This window comes from Mesorhizobium sp. Pch-S, assembly GCF_004136315.1.
Taxonomy (GTDB): Bacteria; Pseudomonadota; Alphaproteobacteria; order Rhizobiales; family Rhizobiaceae; genus Mesorhizobium.
In genome coordinates this window covers 2,394,836-2,415,981 of sequence record NZ_CP029562.1, presented here as the reverse complement: position 1 = coordinate 2,415,981, position 21,146 = coordinate 2,394,836, and the positions used below count along the sequence as shown (strand labels likewise).

The 21,146-nt window shown below is 61.2% G+C and carries 14 protein-coding genes; 10 read left to right on the top strand and 4 right to left on the bottom strand.

Annotated features, from left to right (window positions below; all coding sequences use genetic code 11):
• Positions 1 to 5: 5 nt before the first annotated feature.
• The 3 genes from C1M53_RS11060 to C1M53_RS11050 all read left to right on the top strand — a co-directional run bounded on the left by C1M53_RS11060 (position 6) and on the right by C1M53_RS11050 (position 8,189).
• Positions 6 to 1,628, top strand: a complete 1,623-nt coding sequence (locus C1M53_RS11060) for an ABC transporter substrate-binding protein (RefSeq protein WP_129412299.1) — start codon at positions 6 to 8, stop codon at positions 1,626 to 1,628.
• Between the two features lie 290 nt (positions 1,629 to 1,918).
• Positions 1,919 to 3,694, top strand: a complete 1,776-nt coding sequence (locus C1M53_RS11055; protein WP_129412298.1) for an adenylate/guanylate cyclase domain-containing protein — start codon at positions 1,919 to 1,921, stop codon at positions 3,692 to 3,694.
• 124 nt (positions 3,695 to 3,818) lie between these two features.
• Positions 3,819 to 8,189, top strand: a complete 4,371-nt coding sequence (locus C1M53_RS11050) for a cytochrome P450 (protein ID WP_129412297.1) — start codon at positions 3,819 to 3,821, stop codon at positions 8,187 to 8,189.
• A 60-nt stretch (positions 8,190 to 8,249) separates the two neighbouring features.
• Here C1M53_RS11050 and C1M53_RS11045 read toward each other — a convergent pair whose 3' ends face one another.
• Both C1M53_RS11045 and C1M53_RS11040 read right to left on the bottom strand, forming a co-directional pair.
• Positions 8,250 to 8,930: a Crp/Fnr family transcriptional regulator gene (locus tag C1M53_RS11045; protein WP_245488521.1), complete on the bottom strand. Its 681-nt coding sequence runs from the start codon at positions 8,928 to 8,930 to the stop codon at positions 8,250 to 8,252.
• 159 nt (positions 8,931 to 9,089) lie between these two features.
• Positions 9,090 to 9,902: a response regulator transcription factor gene (locus C1M53_RS11040; RefSeq protein WP_245488520.1), complete on the bottom strand. Its 813-nt coding sequence runs from the start codon at positions 9,900 to 9,902 to the stop codon at positions 9,090 to 9,092.
• 335 nt (positions 9,903 to 10,237) lie between these two features.
• Here C1M53_RS11040 and C1M53_RS11035 point away from each other — a divergent pair, with 335 nt between their 5' ends.
• The 5 genes from C1M53_RS11035 to C1M53_RS11015 all read left to right on the top strand — a co-directional run bounded on the left by C1M53_RS11035 (position 10,238) and on the right by C1M53_RS11015 (position 18,454).
• The gene (locus tag C1M53_RS11035; RefSeq protein ID WP_165358120.1) at positions 10,238 to 11,680 is read left to right on the top strand and encodes a calcium-binding protein; all 1,443 of its coding nucleotides are present in this window, start codon (positions 10,238 to 10,240) and stop codon (positions 11,678 to 11,680) included.
• Positions 11,681 to 11,896: 216 nt separating this feature from the next.
• Entirely contained in the window at positions 11,897 to 12,178 is a 282-nt protein-coding gene (locus tag C1M53_RS11030) for a hypothetical protein (protein WP_129412295.1), read from the top strand.
• Between the two features lie 263 nt (positions 12,179 to 12,441).
• On the top strand, positions 12,442 to 15,189 hold the full coding sequence (locus C1M53_RS11025) for a calcium-binding protein (RefSeq protein ID WP_129412294.1): 2,748 nt from the start codon (positions 12,442 to 12,444) through the stop codon (positions 15,187 to 15,189).
• 24 nt (positions 15,190 to 15,213) lie between these two features.
• Positions 15,214 to 17,037, top strand: a complete 1,824-nt coding sequence (locus C1M53_RS11020; protein WP_129412293.1) for a type I secretion system permease/ATPase — start codon at positions 15,214 to 15,216, stop codon at positions 17,035 to 17,037.
• Positions 17,038 to 17,083: 46 nt separating this feature from the next.
• The gene (locus C1M53_RS11015) at positions 17,084 to 18,454 is read left to right on the top strand and encodes an HlyD family type I secretion periplasmic adaptor subunit (protein WP_245488519.1); all 1,371 of its coding nucleotides are present in this window, start codon (positions 17,084 to 17,086) and stop codon (positions 18,452 to 18,454) included.
• A gap of 80 nt (positions 18,455 to 18,534) precedes the next feature.
• Here the strand turns inward: C1M53_RS11015 and C1M53_RS32340 are convergent, their stop codons facing one another.
• On the bottom strand, positions 18,535 to 18,660 hold the full coding sequence (locus C1M53_RS32340) for a hypothetical protein (protein ID WP_129412292.1): 126 nt from the start codon (positions 18,658 to 18,660) through the stop codon (positions 18,535 to 18,537).
• Between the two features lie 149 nt (positions 18,661 to 18,809).
• Between C1M53_RS32340 and C1M53_RS11005 the strand changes: the two genes are divergently transcribed.
• Positions 18,810 to 19,217, top strand: a complete 408-nt coding sequence (locus C1M53_RS11005) for a GFA family protein (RefSeq protein ID WP_129412291.1) — start codon at positions 18,810 to 18,812, stop codon at positions 19,215 to 19,217.
• A 24-nt stretch (positions 19,218 to 19,241) separates the two neighbouring features.
• Here C1M53_RS11005 and C1M53_RS11000 read toward each other — a convergent pair whose 3' ends face one another.
• Positions 19,242 to 20,501, bottom strand: coding sequence for a DNA recombination protein RmuC (locus C1M53_RS11000; RefSeq protein ID WP_129412290.1), 1,260 nt, complete (start codon positions 20,499 to 20,501; stop codon positions 19,242 to 19,244).
• A gap of 102 nt (positions 20,502 to 20,603) precedes the next feature.
• On the opposite strand from C1M53_RS11000, the gene def reads away from it, so the two are divergent.
• On the top strand, positions 20,604 to 21,134 hold the full coding sequence (gene def, locus C1M53_RS10995) for a peptide deformylase (protein WP_129412289.1): 531 nt from the start codon (positions 20,604 to 20,606) through the stop codon (positions 21,132 to 21,134).
• Positions 21,135 to 21,146: the final 12 nt, after the last annotated feature.

Here is a 21,146-nt window from a genome sequence, read left to right as displayed (position 1 = left end):
AGATCATGACTGTTCCACAACGCGGCCGCCTGGCGGCAAGGCTCGCCACAGGCGTTGCCGTTGCTGTTCTCTCCGGCCTCTTTGCCAGTCAGGCACTGGCCAAGAGCCTGGTCTATTGTTCGGAAAGCGCACCCGAAGGCTTCGATCCGGCGCTCTACTCCACCAATTCCACCTGGGATGCCTCATCCAAGCCGATCTACAGCCGGCTGGTCGAGTTCGAGCAGGGCACGACCAATGTGGTCCCTGGCCTCGCGGAAAGCTGGACGATTTCGGACGACAAGCTCGAATACACTTTCAAACTGCGCAAGGGCGTCAAGTTCCAGACCACCGACTATTTCACGCCGAGCCGCGAGCTGACCGCCGATGACGTGATCTTCTCGCTGGATCGCCAGCGTCTGAAGGACAATCCCTGGTTCGGCTATGTCGCCGGCTCGAGCTGGGAGATCTTCGAAGGCATGGAGATGCAGAACCTCATCAAGGATATCTCCAGGGTAAACGACAACACGGTGAAGATTGTCCTCAACCAGCCGTCCGCATCGCTGCTGGCTATGCTGGCGATGGATTTCGGCTCGGTTCTGTCGAAGGAATATGCCGACAAGCTCCTGGCCGACGGCACCAAGGAAAAACTCAATCAGCAGCCGATCGGCACCGGACCCTTCCGCTTCGTCGACTATCAGCAGGATGCGGTTATCCGCTTCCAGGCCAATCCCGATTATTTCGGCGAGAAGCCGAAACTCGACGAACTGGTCTTCGCGATTACCGTCGATCCGACCGCGCGCATCCAGCGGCTGCGCGCCGGAGAATGCCAGATGGCGCCCTATCCGGCGCCTGCCGACATCGCGGAACTCAAGGCCGATCCCAACCTGACGGTGATGGAAAAGCCGGGCCTGAACGTGGCCTATCTTGCCTACAACACGCTGATGCCGCCCTTCGACAAGGCCGAAGTGCGCCGCGCGCTCAACATGGCCATGAACAAGCAGGCGATCATTGACGCCATCTTCCAGGGAACGGGCCAGGTCGCCAAGAACCCTCTGCCGCCGGGCATGTGGGGCTACAACGATGCGGTGGCTGACGACAAATATGATCCGGAAGCCGCCAGGAAGATGCTGGAAGCGGCCGGCGTCAAGGATCTCAAGATGAAGATCTGGGCCATGCCGGTCAGCCGCCCCTACATGCCGAACGCGCAGCGTACCGCGGAGCTGATCCAGGCGGACTTCGCCAAGGTCGGCGTTACGGTGGAGATCGTGTCCTACGAGTGGGGCGAGTATGTGAAGCGCGCCCGCGACAAGGATCGCGACGGCGCCATCATCCTGGGCGCGACCAGTGACAATGGCGATCCCGACAATCTGATCAGCTACTTCTTCGCCTGTTCGGGTGTCGGTGGCGCTAATTTCGCCAACTGGTGCTACAAGCCGGTCGAAGACCTGATGCAGAAGGCGCGTGTAACCTCCGATCAGGCAGAGCGCACCAGGATGTATCATGAGCTTCAGGTGCTGTTCAAAGAACAGGCACCCTGGGCTACGCTCGACCATTCGACCGTATCGCTGCCGATGTCGAAAAAGATCACGGGTTACGTCATGGACCCGCTCGGTTCGCATCGTTTTGAAAGCGTCGATATCGGCGAGTAGGCTTCGGCGCGCTCCGCGGCGATTTCGCTGCGGAGCGTTTCATCTATCGGCATGTTGCGCGCAGATGTTGGCCTCGGCCAAAATTAAGCGGCGAGTCCGTAGTTGTTTGTACTCTAATGATTTGCGGGTATCCAAATCCGTGCTAGCGTTCCCTTGGCTTTGCCCAAGTGGGGACAATGGCGAAGTACTTCAAATCGTTTTGCGATTCAAAGTATCTGCCATCGGCCTTGAGACGGCCGGTTCGGGCTTGTGTCGGCCTGACGGCTAACGAGGTTTTGAGATCAACATGAATGGTTGATCAGCAGGCGATCCGGCAGCTTTCCACCATCTGCGCCATCGACGCAGTCGGCTTTTCGCGCCTGATGAACGAAAACCAGGAAACGGCGGTCAGAATCTTCCATGAGCGGCGAAACCTGATTTCTGAAACGGTCGGCGAGTTCGGTGGCCGCATCTTCGGAGCGGCGGGCGACAGTCTGATGGCGGAGTTCGGCAGCCCCATCGAGGCGCTGCGTGCCGTTCTGGAAGCCCAGCTGCGCCTCGACAAGCTCAACGCGACGGCGGCTGAAAACCTGCGCATGCCGTTCCGCATCGGCGTCGCGACGGGCGTGGTCATCCAGAGCGAGGATGGAACCTTCGGCGACTGCGTGAACATATCGGCACGGCTGCAGGAGTTCTCGCCGCCCGGGGGCGTTGCCATCACCGGCACTACGCATGAACACGTCAGCGGCAGGTTTTCGGTCGAGTTCACCGATCTCGGCCCGATGCAGCTCAAGAACATCGCCCTTCCCGTCAGGATATTGGTAACGGCTCCCGCTTCCGGCCAGACCAAGTCCATGGCGTTCGCCGCGGTTCGCTCGTCCATCGTACAGCCCGGCAACACCGATGCCAGGGACAATCAGCCGGCCATTGCGGTGCTCCCCTTTCAGAACAGCAGCCCCGACCGATCCACGGACTATCTGGCGGACGGCATCGTCGACGACATCATCCATGGGCTTGCGGCGACACGTTCGCTCCCGGTGATCGCACGCGACTCCAGTTTCCAGTTCCGCGATCAGTGGCTGGGAACCGCTGCGATCGGCAATCTTCTCGGCGCGCGCTATCTGGTGACAGGCTCGGTTGCCAGTTTCGACAAACACATCCGGTTGAGCGCGTCGCTCACGGACAGCAGCAACGGCCGTGTGGTCTGGTCCGGCCGGTTCGAGCGCGGGCTCGAGGAACTCATCCAGCTCCAGGACGATCTCGGTGGAGAAATCGTGTCCACCCTCGAGCGTGAGGTCGATCGGGTCGAACAGGTGCGCACCTTCCAGATTCCGTGGGAGCGGCTGCAAACCTGGCAACTGGTGCGCCGTGGCCGCTGGCATATGCAACGACGCACGCGCGCGGACATGGATGCGGCGCTCAAGCTGTTCCAGCAAGCCTATGACGAAGACCCCAACTCCGGAACGGTGCTCAGCGAACTGGCCTGGTGGTATCTGTGGCGCGGCTGGTTGAACCGCGGCGAACCCGACGATCTTGCCCGCGTTGCCGAGTTGTCCCAGCGGGCCCTGCTGGTGGACAGTCAGGATGCCCGTCCATATGCGTTTCTCGGCTCCATCGAAGTGCTGCGACGCCGCCCGCTTGTTGCGCAGGATTTCCTGCAGCAGGCGCTTCACTACAACCCAAGTTTCGTGCTGGCTTACCAGGCCATGGGCAGCGCCCGGCTCATGGCATCGCGTCCGCAGGAAGCGATCACCGTTCTGAAGCGGGCTGATCGTCTGTCGCCTTTCGAGAACTATCGCTTTCACACGCTGGGCGAGCTGGCGGCGGCGTACACGCTGCTGGAGGATTGGCCGGCGGTCATAACGACCGCTGAGCGCTCGCTGTCCTTTGCCCAGGACTATTTCTATCCGCGATTCCTCAAGATCGGCGCGCTCGTGCGCAGTGGGCAAGTCGGGGAGGCGCGCGCCGAGCGCGTTCTGTTCGAAGCCAGGCATCCGCGGTTCAGCCGCAGCTGGATCGACTGGATCCCGTTCGCGGACGGCTCCATCAACCAGCGCCTTCTGGACAATTTCGACGCCGCCGGCTGAGTCTGGCCGAGGCTCGAGTTTATGCCGCTCCGCACGGCAGCAATGTGAAGCGGATCACTTACCCGGCGGAGGCCGGTTCATAGCATAGCCTGCACGTCTTTGCGTTTTCCGGGGGATCGTCGGAATGGGCTTCTCAACCAAATATTATGAAGGGGTTCTCAAGGGTCAGGCCGACCTGCCGCTTGGCAGCGAAACACCGCCTTTCGACTTCGAGCGCAAGCGCAAGTCGACCCTTGTCGGACGGGCCATTGGCTGGTTCCTTGAAAATCCTGATTGGTGGCTCAGGATCGCCCGGCATCTCGTTCCACGCGTGCGCGTGGGCAAGGTCGTTTTTCTGACGCGTTTTGAGGACGTACGCGAGGTCCTCGAACGCGAATCCGAATTCGAAACACCTTACGGTCCCGAACTGCGGGAGTTTTCCGGAGGGCTTGATTTTCTTCTCAGCCTCAAGGACGGCAAGCTCTACCGCACGCAGAAGTCCGTGGTCCTGAGTGCCTTTCCGCCCAGCGAAGTCGAACAGCGGGTGCGGGAGATAGCGGCCACGCATTCGCAGGAGATCGTGCGTCATGCCGGCGAGAAATTCGACGCAGCCACCGATTTGATGCGCATTGTGCCGATCCGTATCTGCCGGGAATATTACGGCCTGGATATCGAGGACGATCGGCAATTCGGCGACTGGGCCATCTCCATAAACCATATCCTGTTCGGAGATTGGAATGCGGACCCCGTCACGCGCGAGCTGGCCGTGGCGGCAGCCAAGAACATGTTCGCCACCGTTGACCGTTCCATCGATATTGCCCAGGCGGCAATCGACCGGGGCGAGATGGTCGACAATCCGCTCGGGCGGCTCGTCCAGATGTCGAAAGACGGGGGCCAGGTTGCGGGTCGGCAGGAGGTACGCGCAATCATGATCGGCATGGTCGTCGGGTTTGCGCCGACAAACCTGCTTGGGGGCATCAACTGCCTCGATGCCGTTCTGAGCCGGCCGGAGATATTCGACTACATCAAGAAGTCCGTCGACGAAGAGGACAACGCACGCCTGGACAAGGCGGTGCTCGAGGCCATGCGCTTCAAGCCGCATTGGATCTGGCCCTGGCGCTACACGCGCGAGGAGAAGACGATCGGCGTCGGCCGATCGCGCCCGTACAAGATCCCGGCCAACGTGTCGGTTCTACCCGCCACGCGCTCGGCCATGTTTGATGCATCGGCAGTGCGAGACCCCTGGACGTTCAATCCGGACCGCAGCTTGAGCGAGAACATGGTTTTCGGGGTCGGCATTCACCGCTGCATCGGTGCTTCGATCGCCAGCGTACAGGTTGCCGAAGCTTTCCGTGCCTTGTTCAGGAAGCCGGGCTTTCGACGGGCTCGCGGCAAGGAGGGCAAACTTACGCGCATCGGTCCTTATCCGGACAGGCTGATGGTGGAGTTCGATGCGCCGGCCGAGAACCGTCTTGTCGAACAGGCACTGGTCACCGTGTGTGTGCCGGTGCGCGCCGGGGCTGATGCGAAACAGCTCCAGAAGGAAGTCGATCTCCTCGGCAATCCCGCAGCGGATGCAATCCGGACGGCTTTGAACCAGACCGGCATCATCCACTTCGCCAGTCTCGCGGCCATAGCGACAAGCGATGCCGGAAAGAAGACTGGGGATGGCTTCCATCTCGTGCTCGAACTGTCGGGCGACGGCAGCAAACGCGCGGTGATCGAGGCATTTGTCGCCGCCACGAAGACGCAACTGCAACCGATATTCGAGCGCTTCGCGGCCGATTCGCTCAAAGGCCCGCTGGAGGCTTTCCTGCTCAAACACGCGATCGATGTCTCGCCGCAGTTCGGTGAAATGTCGGGGCTGGTGTTCGCTGGCACGCCGGGACATTCCGTTGCGCGGATCAAGGCCGAACAGTTGCTGGCAAACAGGCTTGCAGAGCTTGTCGAACAACAGACCCTGCTCGCTCCGCCATCCACTGCGGTGATATCGGACAGCTCCTCGGCGGGAGAAATATTGAAAGACGTGCGCGAGGAGCTGGAGAAAGAATCGCATTTCGACTGGGCGTTCTCGCCCGCGCAAAGTCTTCTGGAAAAGCCGGGCGGCACGCTTCTGTCGGCAACGGTGCACAGCATCTTCAACCTGCGCACCGCAATACCGTTGGTCGTCCTGGTCGGGGTTTTCACCTGGCTGACCTACTACCTGCAATTCGATAAAGGCGTGCACTGGTTCCGCACCGTGGCACGTCTTGGAGATTCCTTCATTCTGGCTGTCGGCGGACTGATCCTGGCGATCGCCATGCTGCTCATAGCCGTGGCCCTGCGGTTGCGGCATATCGAGCAACGCGAGGAGATCAGAACCGCCGGAATAAAGCTCGACAATCTGGCGAAGCTTCAGGAGCGCGAGGACAAGGAAGGCTACGTCCAGAACCACATGACCGCTGTTTCCGTCATCAAGCCGGGATGGTGGTTGAAACCTGGTGTGCTTCGGCGCGTCCTGCTGCGGTTTTCGTTCTATGTCATCTCGATCGCAGCCCGGCGCGCATACAGGCCAGGATATCTCGGCGACATAAGTACAATCCATTTTGCGCGCTGGGTCAGGATTCCACGGACCGACCGCCTCGTTTTCTTCAGCAATTACGGTGGCAGCTGGGAAAGCTACCTGGAGGATTTCGTCACCAAGGCTTCGGCCGGCCTGACCGGCATCTGGAGCAACACCAGAGGGTTTCCCAGAACACGTTTTCTGTTCCTGGACGGCAGCCGCGACGGCGACCGCTTCAAGCGCTGGGCGCGCGCCGAGCAGATCCCGACCTCTTTCTGGTATTCCGCCTATCCAGATCTGAACACCACGATAATCCGCAAGAACTCGCGCATCAGACAGGGCTTCCAGGCCGCGCGCGCGAGCCAGGCACGCGACTGGTTGAGCCTGTTCACGTCTTTGCCTCGGCAGGATGGCATCAAACCGTCGCTGGCGCGGATGCTTCTGAATCAGGCCGGCGAGACTTCGGTCGAGAGTCTGGAAAGCGGCGAAATACAATCCCTCATATTCGGACCGCTCGGCAATCTCGAACATGCCGTCATGTTTGCGTTCGAAGTCGGTGACGGGAGTTCTGCAGCGCAACGACAAGAGGTGCTGGCGCATCTTTTGAAACACACGAGTTTCGGGGACAGCAAACCGCAGTCGCGTGCGATGTTCTGTGTCTTTGGTCCTCAGGGCCTGACCAAACTGGGCTTCGCCGGTAATCCAGACAGCGATGCGCTGGGCAGTTTTCCGCCAACCTTCAGGCAAGGCATGGCGAACGACTATCGCAGCCGCATCCTCGACGATCAGGGCGACAGTGCACCTGAAAACTGGTCCTGGGGTTCCAAGACGACGCCGGTCGACCTCGCAATGATCTGCTATGCCGCCGACAGGGCAAAGCTCGATGGAATGGTGCTCGACATAGGCAACCTTGCCAAAAGAACCGGGTTGATCTCCAGGGCAGTCGTTCCGCTCGTGATCGATCGCAGCAGTGCCAGATGTCCGGCAAAACCCATCGGGGAGGGTGATGAGGAGAAACGCCCGGCGCGGGAGCATTTCGGTTTCGTCGACGGTGTGTCCCAGCCGGTGATCAAGGGTACGCGGCGCCGGCGCAACCACAATTCAAGTCCCATTCACCAGATCGCCGCCGGCGAATTCCTGTTCGGCTATCGAGACGAGCACGGCTTCTACCCGCCCAGCCCGACGACGCCCGCGGAGTTCGACGCTGAAGGGCGCCTGCTGGCGATCGACGCTGATGGCCAACCAGTCGATGGCAGGGCTGCCACACATGATTTTGGCCGCAACGGTTCGTTCGTCGTCATCCGCCAGCTCGAGCAGCATGTTGAACGTTTCAACGACTACTGCCGTGAGGAGGCCGCCAATCTGCGTGGCAGCGGTACGTATGACTTTGAAGCGGTGGATGAAGAGTGGATCGGTGCCCGCATTGTCGGGCGATGGAAAAACGGCTCGTCGCTGACCAGGAATCCGGACGGACCTGGGCGTGAACTCGACAATCAGTTCACCTACGGCGCCGAAGATCCGCAGGGACTGCATTGCCCGCTGGGCGCCCACATCAGGCGTTCCAATCCCCGTGATTCCCTCGGCACCGACATCGACACCCAACTGCGCATCTCGAAGCGGCATCGCATCTTGCGGGCGGGCCGGAGCTATGTTCTGGACCGCGATGGCAAGACGGAAAAAGGGCTGCTGTTCATCTGCTTCAATGCGAGCTTCGAACGGCAATATGAATTCATCCAGCAGACCTGGATGTCGGCACAGAATTTCCACGGCTTGCGCGGTGAAAAGGATCCGCTGATCGGTAGGCAGCCTGGCACCGCCGAGGCGCCGAGGGGACGCTTCACCATCCCGCGATGGGAAGGGGCGGTGGAACTGACGACCCTGCCGTCGTTCATAACGACGCGTGGCGGAGGTTATTTCTTCATGCCGAGCCGTGCAGCGTTGCAGTTCCTGCACTGGCGTCTGGCCGCCAGCTGAGTGAGTGCCGATGATCGAGATCAGGCTTCTGATCGGCAAGCATAGCCGACCGGAGGCAACTCACTCGGAACTGACGCGTCGCAGGCGGGCCGGATCGTTGACCTTGACGTGTCCACGTTTTGTCGCGATCAGGCCGCGGCCGCGCCAGTCGTTGAGAAGTTTATTGACGGATTCCCGCGTCGCGCCGAGCGTCTGGGCGAGTTCCGATTGCGAGATCGCGATCCAGCCCGCGGCATCGGAAAGCAGCTCGCTGAGATGCAGCAGCCGCTTGGCGAGCCTGGCCTCAATGGCAAGGAAGGTATGGTCACCGAGCTCTTCGCTGATCCACCTCAATCGCTTGCACAGCAATTCAATGATGGCTCGACCGAGCAAAGGGTCCCGCTCGATGCGGTCAAGCACCTGCTTGCGCGTCAGCGACACGATGGAACATTCAGACCTGCAGATGGCTGTCGCCGTCCTGCGGCCACCATCCAGCACCCCGATTTCGCCGATCAGGCTCGGCGGGAATTGCAGGTTGGCGACAAGTTTGTCGCCTTCGGCTGAAAAGATCGAAATCTCGACCGAACCGGCGAGCAGACCGTAGACACGGTCGGATGGATCGTCCTGGAGAAAAAGCAGCCGACCCGCAGGGTATTTTTCAGGCTTGGCGTCGCCAAACATCCTGTCCAGCAGGTCGCGATCATAATGCGCGAACTTCGCCAGTGTGTGTTTAGGTTCCTGATCCGGACTGGTCATCAACATCGGTGCCCCCAACGTGATCTCAGTTCAAGTGAGATTCTGTTTTTGTCTGTTCTGAACTTCGTTCGTTGCCTTGTCTGTGGGAAAGTCTACGCGCGGCAGCGTGGCTTGGATAGCGGACGGGAAGCGGATTTGTTTCTTGCCGGCGCTTGGCTCAGCCGCCTAGGCCATGGCCGGCTCCTGGCCACCGGCAGCAAGATCGCCCTTCATCAGGGCCATGATCGCCACCTGGGTGCGGTTTGTCGCTCCAAGCTTGCTCATGATCTGCCGGACATGGACCTTGACGGTCGATTCCTGCATGTCGAGTTCACGCGCGATAAGCTTGTTGGACTTGCCGGAGCGGAGCCGGTCGAGAACCTGATTCTGCCTCGGTGTCAGCAGGCCGTTGCCCGTCGCGGCGCCCGAATGATGGCGGGCACGGTCTCTGCCGTCCGCAATCTCCAGCAGGGCTTCCCGAGGGAAATACGCGCCGCCGTTCATGATGAAGGCAAGTGCCTGGTGCACCACGGCCAAGGGCGTGGTGGTCGAAATGAAGGCCTGGAAGCCGAAGGTCACGGCACCGACAGCCTCTTCCGCTTCCGTCCGGTCCGAAAGAATGGCGCAGGGTGTTGTCGGGAATTGCTCCCTTACATTTTGTAAAACCGTCCGCGTCTGCAGATCATGCAACGATGAGCCGCCAACATTCAGGACAATAAGTGAAACGATGTTGCCTGGTTGAGAATAGAAACCGATGTTTTCCGGCTCTATCGCATGGGCCGATTTGCCTAGAGGGCTGACCCATTCGTTGATCAAGGTCGTAATGCCGGCGCATCTCAGCGCCAGAGTGTCAACTACCAGCACAACCGCCTTTTGTGCATCCCCAGTCATTTCAGTCTCCTCGGTTTTGTGGGCGCTTGCCTGTGCGCCACCGGAACCCTCTTTCCGATCAGTTTCATCTCGAGCATTTCCGGTTTTTACGGAAACATCCGAACTCATTGTTTTGCGTAATTCCGGACGCAAGACCGATGCGCACTTTTGCTGGAATTGCTCCAGTCGTATCGCAATGAGAGCACCTCCGATGTGAGGCGCTTCACATGCATCGGCTGCTCGTCGAAAGTGCCTGTCGTGAATGCCGAACGAACCGCCGAATTCCCTTGGACTTCCAAGGCTTACCCTGTCGACCAAGGTACAGGACCTGCCTTAGGTGCACCATCCGCTCCAACGGTGCTCAACCGGAAGGCGTAGGTCTGCAATCAAGGCGATCAGCGCTATGAAGCCGTTTCCGGAGCCTCTTTGCAGACTATGCTTGTCGCGCAATGAAGGAGTTTGCCATGGGCACGCCAAATTCAAGCAAAGGCCACCAGCACGGCTGTGGCAACCATCCGCAGCAGACCGTGCAGGTGCGCACGGTGACGGCGCAAAGCGCGATCGGCGTTTCCGCACAGGCAAGCGCGGATGCCTTCGGTCAATCGACGTTTTCCAGCACCCAGGTCCACTTGACCACGATCGATCGCGGTCTGGCATCCTTCGCCATCGCTGTGTTGGGCGCCGAGGCAGCGTCCCGAGCCTACGGTGATCAATCGCCATTCGCCATGACTTCGGCCGTGGTCGCGATGACCGACGCCGATATTTCGGTCAGCAACAGCAGGACCGTCACCAGCACGGACATGCACGGGATGAGCCAGCAGACCGTTGTGTCGGCTATCGGCGCCAGTTTTGCTTTTGAAACGGACCTGGCCCCTGCCCACCAGATCAATGACGTCACGGTGGAGGCCTGCCGATCGGGAGTCGGCTCGCTTCAAGGCAATCTGGCAACCTTTGAGGCGCATGTTACCGCTCACGGCGAGAACAGTTTCGTCGATCTTCAAGCCGATGCCATCGCCCTGGACGATCAATATTCCTCGAGCGTCGTTTCGGCCATTTCGGCGGTCGATGCCGAGATCGTCTACACCGAATATTCCGGCACCAGATGGGGCGATACCATCGTCACTGGCAATGGTGACTCGCTGGTGCGCGGAGACCGCGGCGACGATGTCATCCGCGCAGGCGATGGCGAAGACTGGCTGTTTGGCGGCAAAGGCGATGACCGCATCAGTGGCGGCGGCGGCAACGATACGGCCTTTGGCGGCGATGGCCGCGACCGTCTGGGTGGCGGTGACGGCGACGACTGGTTGTTTGGTGGCGATGGCAACGACACACTGTCCGGGGACGCCGGCAATGATCTGATCGTCGGTGGTGATGGCAAGGACCTGATCACAGGCGGTGGCGGCAACGATCTGCTCGACGGAGGCGATGGCCGCGACGAGATCTTGGGTGGCGCCGGCAACGATGTCTTCCGATTGGGCCTCTCCTCCGGCGATGGCGACGATCTGATGAGGGGAGGCGCGGGTGCCGACACCTATCTCGTCGCTGGAGCGTTCGACGACGATACCATCGCCGATTTCTCAATCAGTGGCGGTGACCGGCTTGCCATCGAAGATCTCGAGGCATTGATCCGCGCCGGTTCGCGGGCCATTTCGATGGAACGAGACCGGGGTGACCGGGATGACCTTGTCGTCACGCTGCGCCTGGAAGGGGAACGTTCGACGCTCACCCTGGACGAATTCTTCGCCAACAATCCCGAATTCGGCGCGATGCCGATGCGCGGAGCGTTCAGCACGCAGCAGACAGCCACGATCATGCATGCCATAGCCGTGGATGCCGATATCAATCCGGCTCTGACGGATACACAACTTACCTTCCAGCTGGGGGATCTTCTGGCCGTCTTTGGCTGAATAGCCGAACTTGATACTTTTGGCATCCATCCTCAAGGGGTGGATGCCTTTTTTATTCAAAGTTATGATCCGTGAACTCAAATAAACCAAAAGTATTACTCTGCAAGAGAGAGAAATTACGCCACTTGAATATTTGATGATCGCAACGATGAGGCCTAGACTTCGAATGTGCCGGACAAGATTGCCGGACATCATCAAAGCGACAAGGAGAGTGACATGACTTTCTACTGTGATCCGTCTGACGTGAACCTGGATGCCTCGTACGATTTCGATTCCAACATCGATGTCGACTTCGACCTCTATTCGGATATCGACAGCAACCTCGACGTCAATCACGACATCGACGTCTGCGTCGACATCAACGGCAACGAAGCCACGTTTGCGATCGACGTCCAGGCCTATGGCCATGACACTGCAACCGACCTCAATCTCGTCGTTGCGGTTCAGGAAAACGAATGGTCGAGCATCACGGCAACTGGCTACGCAGCTGCTGGCTGATGACCTCCGCAGTCGACTGCGGCGCGTCCTCCCATCGCTGCAGCCCGACCGAAAAAGGCTCCGCTTCGCGCGGGGCCTTTTTTCATGGGCCTCTGGCCAGCCGCAGGAAAAGCCGGACGATCCTACCAAAGAGGTCGCCGTCTACGCCTGAAGTGTAACTCCACCTAAGCGTTGTGCCGCCGCCGCCCCATCACCGCTAATCTCCAATCGGGTGCCCTTGCAGAAATCCTGTCTGCGCAAAGGGCAGACGGAGAGAGGTTCAGATGCGCAAGATATCGATATCCCGTCAGATCGGCAGCCAGAAGATCACTGCTGCGGCCAATGAGGCCGCATCAGCCCCCACGCCTTCGACGGCACCGGCGGCCGCGCGCATATCAGCGGGACTGGCCGCATTGGCTGCGGATCCCTTCGTGCTGATCCAGCTCTCCAGCAATGCCGACAACTTCACGCAGGTTGCAGATGGCAGCTATCGCATCGAAGGCCTCGGCGGGAACGATATCATTTCGGTCGCGGCGGCCTCTCCCGGCGGCGACTATCTGGACGGTGGCGCCGGCAATGACACGCTGAATGCCGCTGCCACCGACGATGTACTCGACGGCGGCGACGGCAACGACATCCTCAACGGCGGTGCCGGCAACGACCTGCTGCGCGGCGGTGCTGGCGCTGACACGCTGAATGGCGGCGACGGCATCGACACGGCCGACTATTCGACCTCCAGCCTGAAAGTGATGGTGGCACTGCCCCTGGACCCTCAGCGCACGGCGCGAGGCTCCGGCGGAGACGCTGCGCTGGATGTGTTGAGCGGCATCGAAAATATCACCGGCTCGGCTTTCAACGACACGCTGACCGGAAACAAGCTCGACAATCAGCTCATCGGCAATGCCGGCGACGATCTGCTGCGCGGCATGGATGGCAACGATGTTCTGATCGGTGACGGCGCCAATGACGCCAACCAGGACGGCATTGCCGACGATCTCGACGGTGACGGCATTCCGGATGGCATCGATGCACCCGGGGGCGGCAATGACACGCTCGACGGCGGCTTTGGTGACGATCGCCTGTTCGGCGGCAGCGGCAACGACACGCTGATCGGCGGCTTCGGCAATGACACGCTCTATGGCGGTTCAGGCGACGATCTGCTGACCGGTGGTGACGGCAACGACGTCATGGATGGCGGCAGCGGCAATGACGAGCTGATCGGCAGCCTGGGCGACGATGTCATGCATGGTGGCGACGGCAATGATTTCCTCACCGCGTCCATCGGCGACGACCAGCTGTTCGGCGAAGGCGGCGACGATGATCTGCAGGCCGGCGACGGCAATGATCTGGTCGACGGCGGCGATGGCAATGACCGGCTGGTCGGCTCGTCCGGCGACGATCGTCTGCTCGGCGGCGCCGGCAACGACATGCTGCAGGGTGACGCAGGTGCCGACTACATGGATGGGGGTTCAGGCGTCGACACGGTGGACTATTCGCAAGGCGGTGCCGTCGGCATCAACCTGGCCACAGGCTCCGTCAGCGGCGCTGCTGCGGGCGACCAACTGATCGGCATCGAGAACATCATCGGCTCCGGGCAGAACGACATTCTGGTTGGCGATGCCAATCCCAACACCTTTACCGGCAATGGCGGCGCCGACACCTTGATCGGTCAGGGTGGCGTCGACACGGCCGACTATGCCACTTCGGCGGCGGCGATAACGATCCATCTCAACACCACCGTCGCCGATCCCCTGGCGGTCGGCACGGGCGTCGGTGGCGACGCCGAAGGCGATCAGCTGCAATTGATCGAGCGTATCGTCGGCTCGGCCTTTGAGGACATTCTGATGGGCGGCGAACTGAACGACATCTTTGTCGGTGGCGCCGGTGCCGATCGCATTGATGGCGGCCTGGGCACCAGCGACACCGCAGAGTACTCGACCTCGGCGGCAGCCGTATCGGTCAATCTCGCCGGCGCGGCGGCCAGCGGCGGCGATGCGGCAGGCGATATCCTGAGCGGCATCGAAAACCTGATCGGTTCCGCTTTCGACGATACCCTTGTCGGCGACGGCTCGACCAATCGTCTCGATGGCGGCGCCGGCAATGATTTCCTGCGTGGCGGCGCCAATGCCGGCACCGAATTCCTCATCGGTGGTGACGGCATCGACACTGCCGACTACTCGACGTCCCCGGCAGCGGTTCGCGCCGTTCTCTCCGACAACCCGACGTCCGGCGTGCTGTCGAGTGGTGGCGATGCCCAGAACGACGTGCTGGTCGCAGTCGAGAACATCGTTGGTTCGGCGTTCAATGACGAACTCTTGGGCGCCTCGGGTGCAAATCGCCTCGAAGGAGGCGCCGGCAACGATATCCTCAATGGCGGCAATGGGGCCGATGTGCTGATCGGCGGCGACGGTGTCGATACCGCGTCCTATTCCAGTTCCACGGCAGGTGTCTTCGTGCAACTCGACAACACCGGTGCGGCGACCGGCGTCGGCGGTCATGCGCAGGGCGATCAGTTGAGCGGCATCGAAAACCTGACCGGGTCGGGTTTCAACGATCTGCTCGTCGGCAATGCGCTGACCAACACGCTTGTAGGCGCCGGCGGCAATGACCGGCTGGTCAGCGGCAGCGGCAACGACCAGATGCGTGGCGGTAGCGGTGCGGACATCCTCTCGATCACGGGTACCGGCACCAAGACTGTGTTCGGCGACGGTGTTTCGGACGGCGGTTTGGCGGGCCAGGACACGTTCCGTGTTCTGGGCGGTACCAACAACCTGATATTCGACTACCAGGCGGGCGAGGATGTCTTTGTCCGCTCCAATCCGGGAGCCGTCTCGGCCTCCCTGGCTTCGCTGACGGTCAGCGGCCTCGCCTACTGGGTCGCGCGGGTCGCCAGCACGGCGCCCGGCATGGAGAGCTCGACCTTCGTCGTGCTCGGCGAGCGCACGACCACGAATCCGGATGCCGCCATAACCAACGCGTTCAGCAGCTTCGTTTCGCACGACCTTTTCGTCGATCCCGCGCTTCTGGCCTGAGTGAACTGAAAACGGAGTGATGTGATGGCGATCGTCGGTTCACGAGCCCGCAAGGCGAGAAAGACGGAGCTCGACGATGCGATGGGGCAGGTGAAGTCTGCGATGATCATCGTTGCGGTTTTCAGCCTCGTTATCAATATCCTGATGTTGGCATCGCCCATCTACATGCTGCAGGTCTATGACCGCGTCCTGGTCACCGGTCATCTGGAAACGCTGGTGCTGCTGACGATCATGGCCGGCGTGGCGCTGCTCGTGCTCGGCCTGCTCGACATGCTGCGCAACATCATCATGGCGCGCGCCGCGAACTGGCTCAGCGATCGCCTGAGCCCCGTCATTATTGCCGGCAGCGTCCGCGCTCGCTTGCTCGGTGACCAGGCGGGCACCCAGCCGCTGCGCGATCTCGGCCAGGTGCAGTCCTTCCTGTCGTCGCAAGCGTCGACTGCATTGTTCGACCTGCCGTGGACACCGGTCTTTCTGCTGTTGATCTGGTTGCTGCATCCGGCGCTGGGGGCGTTCGCGCTCGCCGCAACGATCCTCCTGGTCCTTCTCGGCGTGCTCAACGAGGTGGTGACGCGCAAGTCCTCCCTGCTGGCGAGCACTTCGCAGATCCAGGCGCTGCAGCAAGCCGACATGGCGATCCGCAACGCCGAGGTGGTCCGGGCGATGGGGATGCTGCCGGGCCTGCTGGATCGCTTCCGAGCCAGCAACGATGCCTTCCTTGGTGCATCCGATGTGGCCTCGCGACGCGGTGCAACCATTGTCGGGATCACCAAGTTCGTGCGGTTGTTCGTGCAATCGGCAACGCTTGGTCTTGGTGCCTATCTTCTGCTGCAGGGCGGCGCCACGGGCGGCGTGATGATTGCGTCGTCGATCCTGCTCGGTCGTGCCCTGGCTCCCGTCGAGCATCTGATGGCGATCTGGCGCAATCTCGGCCAGACCCGCATCGCCTATGCGAGGCTGACAGAGCGCCTGCAGAACGTCAGCGCGGAGCCGTACCGCATTCGACTGCCGGAGCCGGATGGGCGCATCACGCTTGAAAACGTATCCTATTTCGCCCAACCCGGCCGGCCCGCCATCATCGACAACCTGAGCGTTGCGTTCCAGCCCGGCGAGGCTGTCGCCATCATCGGTCCTTCCGCCGGCGGCAAGAGTACCTTGTGCCGACTGATCGCCGGCATCGTCTTGCCGACGTCCGGAACCGTCCGCCTCGACGGCACCGATGTCCAGCACTGGAACAGCGAGCAACTTGGCGAGGCGATGGGTTACCTGCCCCAAGATGTCGAACTGTTTTCCGGCAGTGTGCGCGACAACATTTCGCGCATGGCCAAGGCTGAGGATCAGGCTGTGGTCGATGCGGCGATGCTGTCGCATGCCCATGATATGATCCAGCGCCTGCCGCAGGGCTACGAGACACCGATCGGCGACGCGGGTTCGCGCCTGTCAGGTGGTCAGCGCCAGCGCATCGGCCTTGCCCGCGCCGTGTTCGGATCGCCCAGGGTCGTTGTGCTCGACGAACCCAACGCAAATCTCGATCAGGTCGGCGAATCCGCGCTGGCTGCTGCGATTGCCGAGCTGAAGGCGCAAGGTACGACGCTGATCATTGTCGGCCATCGCCCGTCGACGCTCGCCCAGGCCGACAAGGTACTCTTCCTGCGCGATGGCCGCCTGCATCTGTTCGGGCCGCGCGACGAAGTTCTGGTCCGCCTGCGCTCAATCGCCAGGGAAGGGGAACGCACACCGCTACATGTCATCCGGGTTTCTGACGAGACACAGGCAGATGAGGGTGGGGATTCCAAACAGCAGCAGAAGATCGGGCCAACGGCGCCTCAGATCGAACAGATCGCCTGAACGAGGTGGGTTGCCATGTGTGAGATGCGTGCAGAGGGAGAGTGGGATGGCAGAGCTTCAGTCCGGTAAGTCGCAGGCGCTCGTCAAAGGCTCGCCGAACGTCATCGATGCAAGGATCGAACCGGTCGGATTGCAGGAGGTTGTCCGCATGCCGGCCCGCTATGGCATGGCTCTCGCCTATCTGTTCATGGTCGGCGGAATTGTCTGGTCGGCGCTGGCGCCGATGGCGGAGGGAGCGACGGCGACCGGCATCGTCAGCCCGGATGGAAGCCGGCGTACCGTTCAGCATCTCGAGGGCGGCATCATCAAGGAATTGCAGGTGCGTGACGGCGACCTGGTTCGTGCGGGCGATCGGCTGGTCGTCTTGCAAAGCACGCAAGCGGCAGCCCTCTATGATCTCTATCTCGAACAGGCCCGCACACTGGAGGCGACGCAGGCGCGCCTGAGTGCCGAGCAGGAGGATAAAAGCGAGATCAGCTTTCCGCCTGACCTTCTGGCCAGCGCCGACGAGCGGGCCAGGAAGATCATCGCCGGCCAGACACTGCTGTTCAACCAGCGTCGTTCGTCGCTCGAGGCGCAATTGCAGATACTCGATGTTCGCAAGCGCCAGTTCGAAGAGCAGTTGCAGGGTCTGCGGGCGCAGGTGGTCAGCGTCGACGCGCAGCTCGCGCTGACCGAACAGGAACACAGCGTCAAGAAGAGCCTGGTCGACAAGGCACTGCTGGCCCGCTCCGAGACGCTGAAGCTGGAGCGGTCAAAGGCGGCACTGGATGGAGATCGCGGCAGCTTCATAGGGCAGATCGCCGAAGTCGAGCAGAAGATCGGCGAACTGGACACGCAAAGCATGTCGCTGAAAGCCACGCAGTCGGCCGATATTGCCGATCAGCTGGAGAAGGCGAGGGCAGGATATATCGATGCGGCTGAACGGCTGAATGCCAGCAAGGATGTCCTTGACCGCACGATCATCACCGCCCCGGTCACAGGCAAGATAGCCAACCTCAAGTTCAAGACCTCAGGCGGCGTGATTGGGCCGGGTCAGGCCATCCTCGACATCGTGCCGACCAATGAGGAACTGCTGATCGACGCGCGGGTTTCGCCGAGCGACATCGATGTCGTGGCCGCCGGTCTTCAGGCAACCGTTCACCTGACGGCGTATTCCAGCCGTGGCATGCCACGTGTCACAGGTACGGTCAAATCGGTGTCTGCCGACAGGGTGACCGACGAAACAACCGGCCAGTCCTATTATCTTGCCAGGGTCGAGGTGCCGCAAAGCGAACTGGAAGCCCTGGATGAAGGCATCGTCATGATGCCTGGTATGCCCGCCGAGGTGCTCATCGTGACCGGGAAACGGACAGTGCTCGCCTATTTGATGGAACCGTTCATGGCCGCGTTCCGGCGGGGATTGCGCGAGGTGTGACCCTCGTTTCCGAACGATCACGCCTATAGCCGGTGCACACCTTCGCGCCGGCTATAGGCTCTGGTTGCGTGACCGCAACCTCACTTGTCCTTGATGCGCGTCGCCTGTACCGGCGGTGCCTTTATCGCCGGTGCCGCCGCGGGCTTCTTGGCGTCTTTCTTGGGTTTGCGGGCTTCCTTGCCCGGTCTCATCGAACCTTTAGCCATGATTCGCTCCTCCGTTGGGACAGGAACCAATGAAACAACAGATCTTGCAAAGAGCAAGGCACCTGCACTCACTGATGATGCCAGCAGCAAACAGGCATTGTCCTGCCGACTGACAGCGCTAGATTGCCGGAAACATCGGGAGAAAGACCATGAAGATCGACGGCAGCTGCTACTGTGGCGCGATTGCCTATGAGGCCGAGGTCGACCCTAACGCAACGTTGATTTGCCACTGCACCGATTGCCAGCAACTTACAGGCACGGCGTTTCGCGTCTCTCTTCCCACGCCGGAGGCGCAGTTCCGGCTTACCAAAGGCGAGCCGAAAATCTTTGAGAAGACCGGCAGCAGCGGTGCCAAGCGCCTGCAAGCCTTCTGCGGCGATTGCGGCTCACATCTCTATGTCGTCGGCGCCGGTGACGGGCCGAAGATATACGGTATCAGAACCGGTACCGCTCGCCAGCGGCAGGACCTCGTGCCGCGCTTGGAAAAGTTCCATGGCTCGGCGCTTGGCTGGATGCCGCGCTTCGAGAGCGTCGAGACGACGATCGAAGGGCAATAAGCATCAGGATACTTCCGGAGACAGTCAGGCGTCGTCGGGGTCGACGACGCGCAACCTGAGTTGTCCGGTCTTGGAATCGGCCGTTCGGGGCGCGGCGTCGGCCTTGCGTTGACCGGCGGTCGCGTCGTCCGTGCCCTCCGTCGCGCCGAATTCCAGTGCCTCGATCTTCTGGCCGCGCTTGGTGACCTTGGAAGAGGAGACGAGGATATCGTCGATATCCTTCGAAGCCTGGCCGAAATGGGTCTGCAGCTTGCGCACCCTTTCATCGAGACGCGAGACGTCCTCCATCAGCCGGATCACCTCACCCTGGATCAGATGGGCCTGCTCGCGCATGCGTGCATCCTTGAGGATCGCCTGGATGACCTGGATCGACAGCATCAGCAGCGACGGCGAGACGATGACGACGCGGGCGCGATGGGCGCGCTGCACTAGGGCCTCGAAATTTTCGTGGATCTCGGCAAACACCGATTCCGAGGGAACGAACATGAAGGCGGTGTCCTGGGTCTCGCCCTGGATCAGGTATTTCTCGGCGATGTCGCGGATGTGCACCTCGATATCCCGCCGAAAAGCCTGCGCCGCCACCTTTTGCAACTCTGGACTTTCGGCTGCTCGGATTGCGTTCCAGGCCTCGAGCGGGAATTTGGCGTCGACCACCAGCGATGGCGCCGCGTTCGGCATTTTCACCAGGCAATCCGGCCGGCTGCCGTTGGTGAGCGTTGCCTGGAATTCATAGGAGCCGTGCGGCAGGCCGTCGGCGACGATCGCTTCCATGCGTGACTGGCCGAAGGCACCGCGCGTCTGCTTGTTGGAGAGGATCGCCTGCAACTGCACGACCTGTCCGGCGAGCGACTGGATGTTGCCCTGCGCGGTGTCGATCACGGCCAGTCGCTCCTGTAGCCTGGCCAGGCTTTCATGCGTCGACTTGGTCTGCTCGGTCATGGTCTGGCCGATACGGCCGGTCATGGCATCGAGCCTCTGGCCGATCGACTGGGTCAGTTCGGCCTGGCGTGCGCCGAAGACCTCCGCCAGTGCTCCCATGCGCCCCTGCATTTCGGCCTGGCTCTGCAGAATGCCGGCCATGCGGGCCTCGGCGTCACGCGCGTGGTCGGCAGCCTCGGCCGCGGCAACGCTGCGCGCCTTGGCGGCACGCCACAACGCCACGATCAGCGCGATGAACAGGACAAGGACGAGAAACACGACGAAGCCCAGCGCCTGGCCTAGCGTGATGGTGGTCGCTCCGAGACGTGCGACGGGTTCTGAAAGGATGGAGCTGAGGTTGTTCATCGGCCCAGCATAAACGATTCTTGTGACAGGAAAAGATCAAACCGTGAACACGTTGGCGGCAGTGTAGTTGACGCTTTCCCTGCAAGGTTTTAGGTGAGCGATATGTCGATCAAGCCGCTCATCATTCTTCCCGATCCCGTCCTGCGCCAGGTTTCCAAGCCGGTCGAGCGTATCGACGAGCCTTTGCTCAAGCTGGCCGACGATATGCTGGAGACGATGTACGACGCTCCCGGCATCGGTCTGGCTGCGATCCAGATCGGTGAGCCTCTGCGCATGCTGGTGATCGATCTGGCCAAGGAGGGCGAGCCGCCTGCTCCGCATGTCTTCATCAATCCGGATGTTCTCGAAAGCGGTTCCGAGCGCTCGGTCTATGAGGAAGGCTGCCTCTCCATCCCTGACTATTATGCCGAGGTCGAGCGGCCGGCCACCGTCCGGGTCCGCTACCTGGATCGCGACGGCCGTCTGCAGGAGATCGAGGCCGATGGACTGATGGCCACCTGCCTGCAGCACGAGATCGATCATCTGAACGGTGTGCTGTTCATCGACCACATCTCGAAGCTGAAGCGCGACATGGTGGTCAAGAAGTTCAAGAAGCTTGCCCGCGACAAGGCGCCAAGCCGCCTGGTGGGCTGACCCGGGACACAT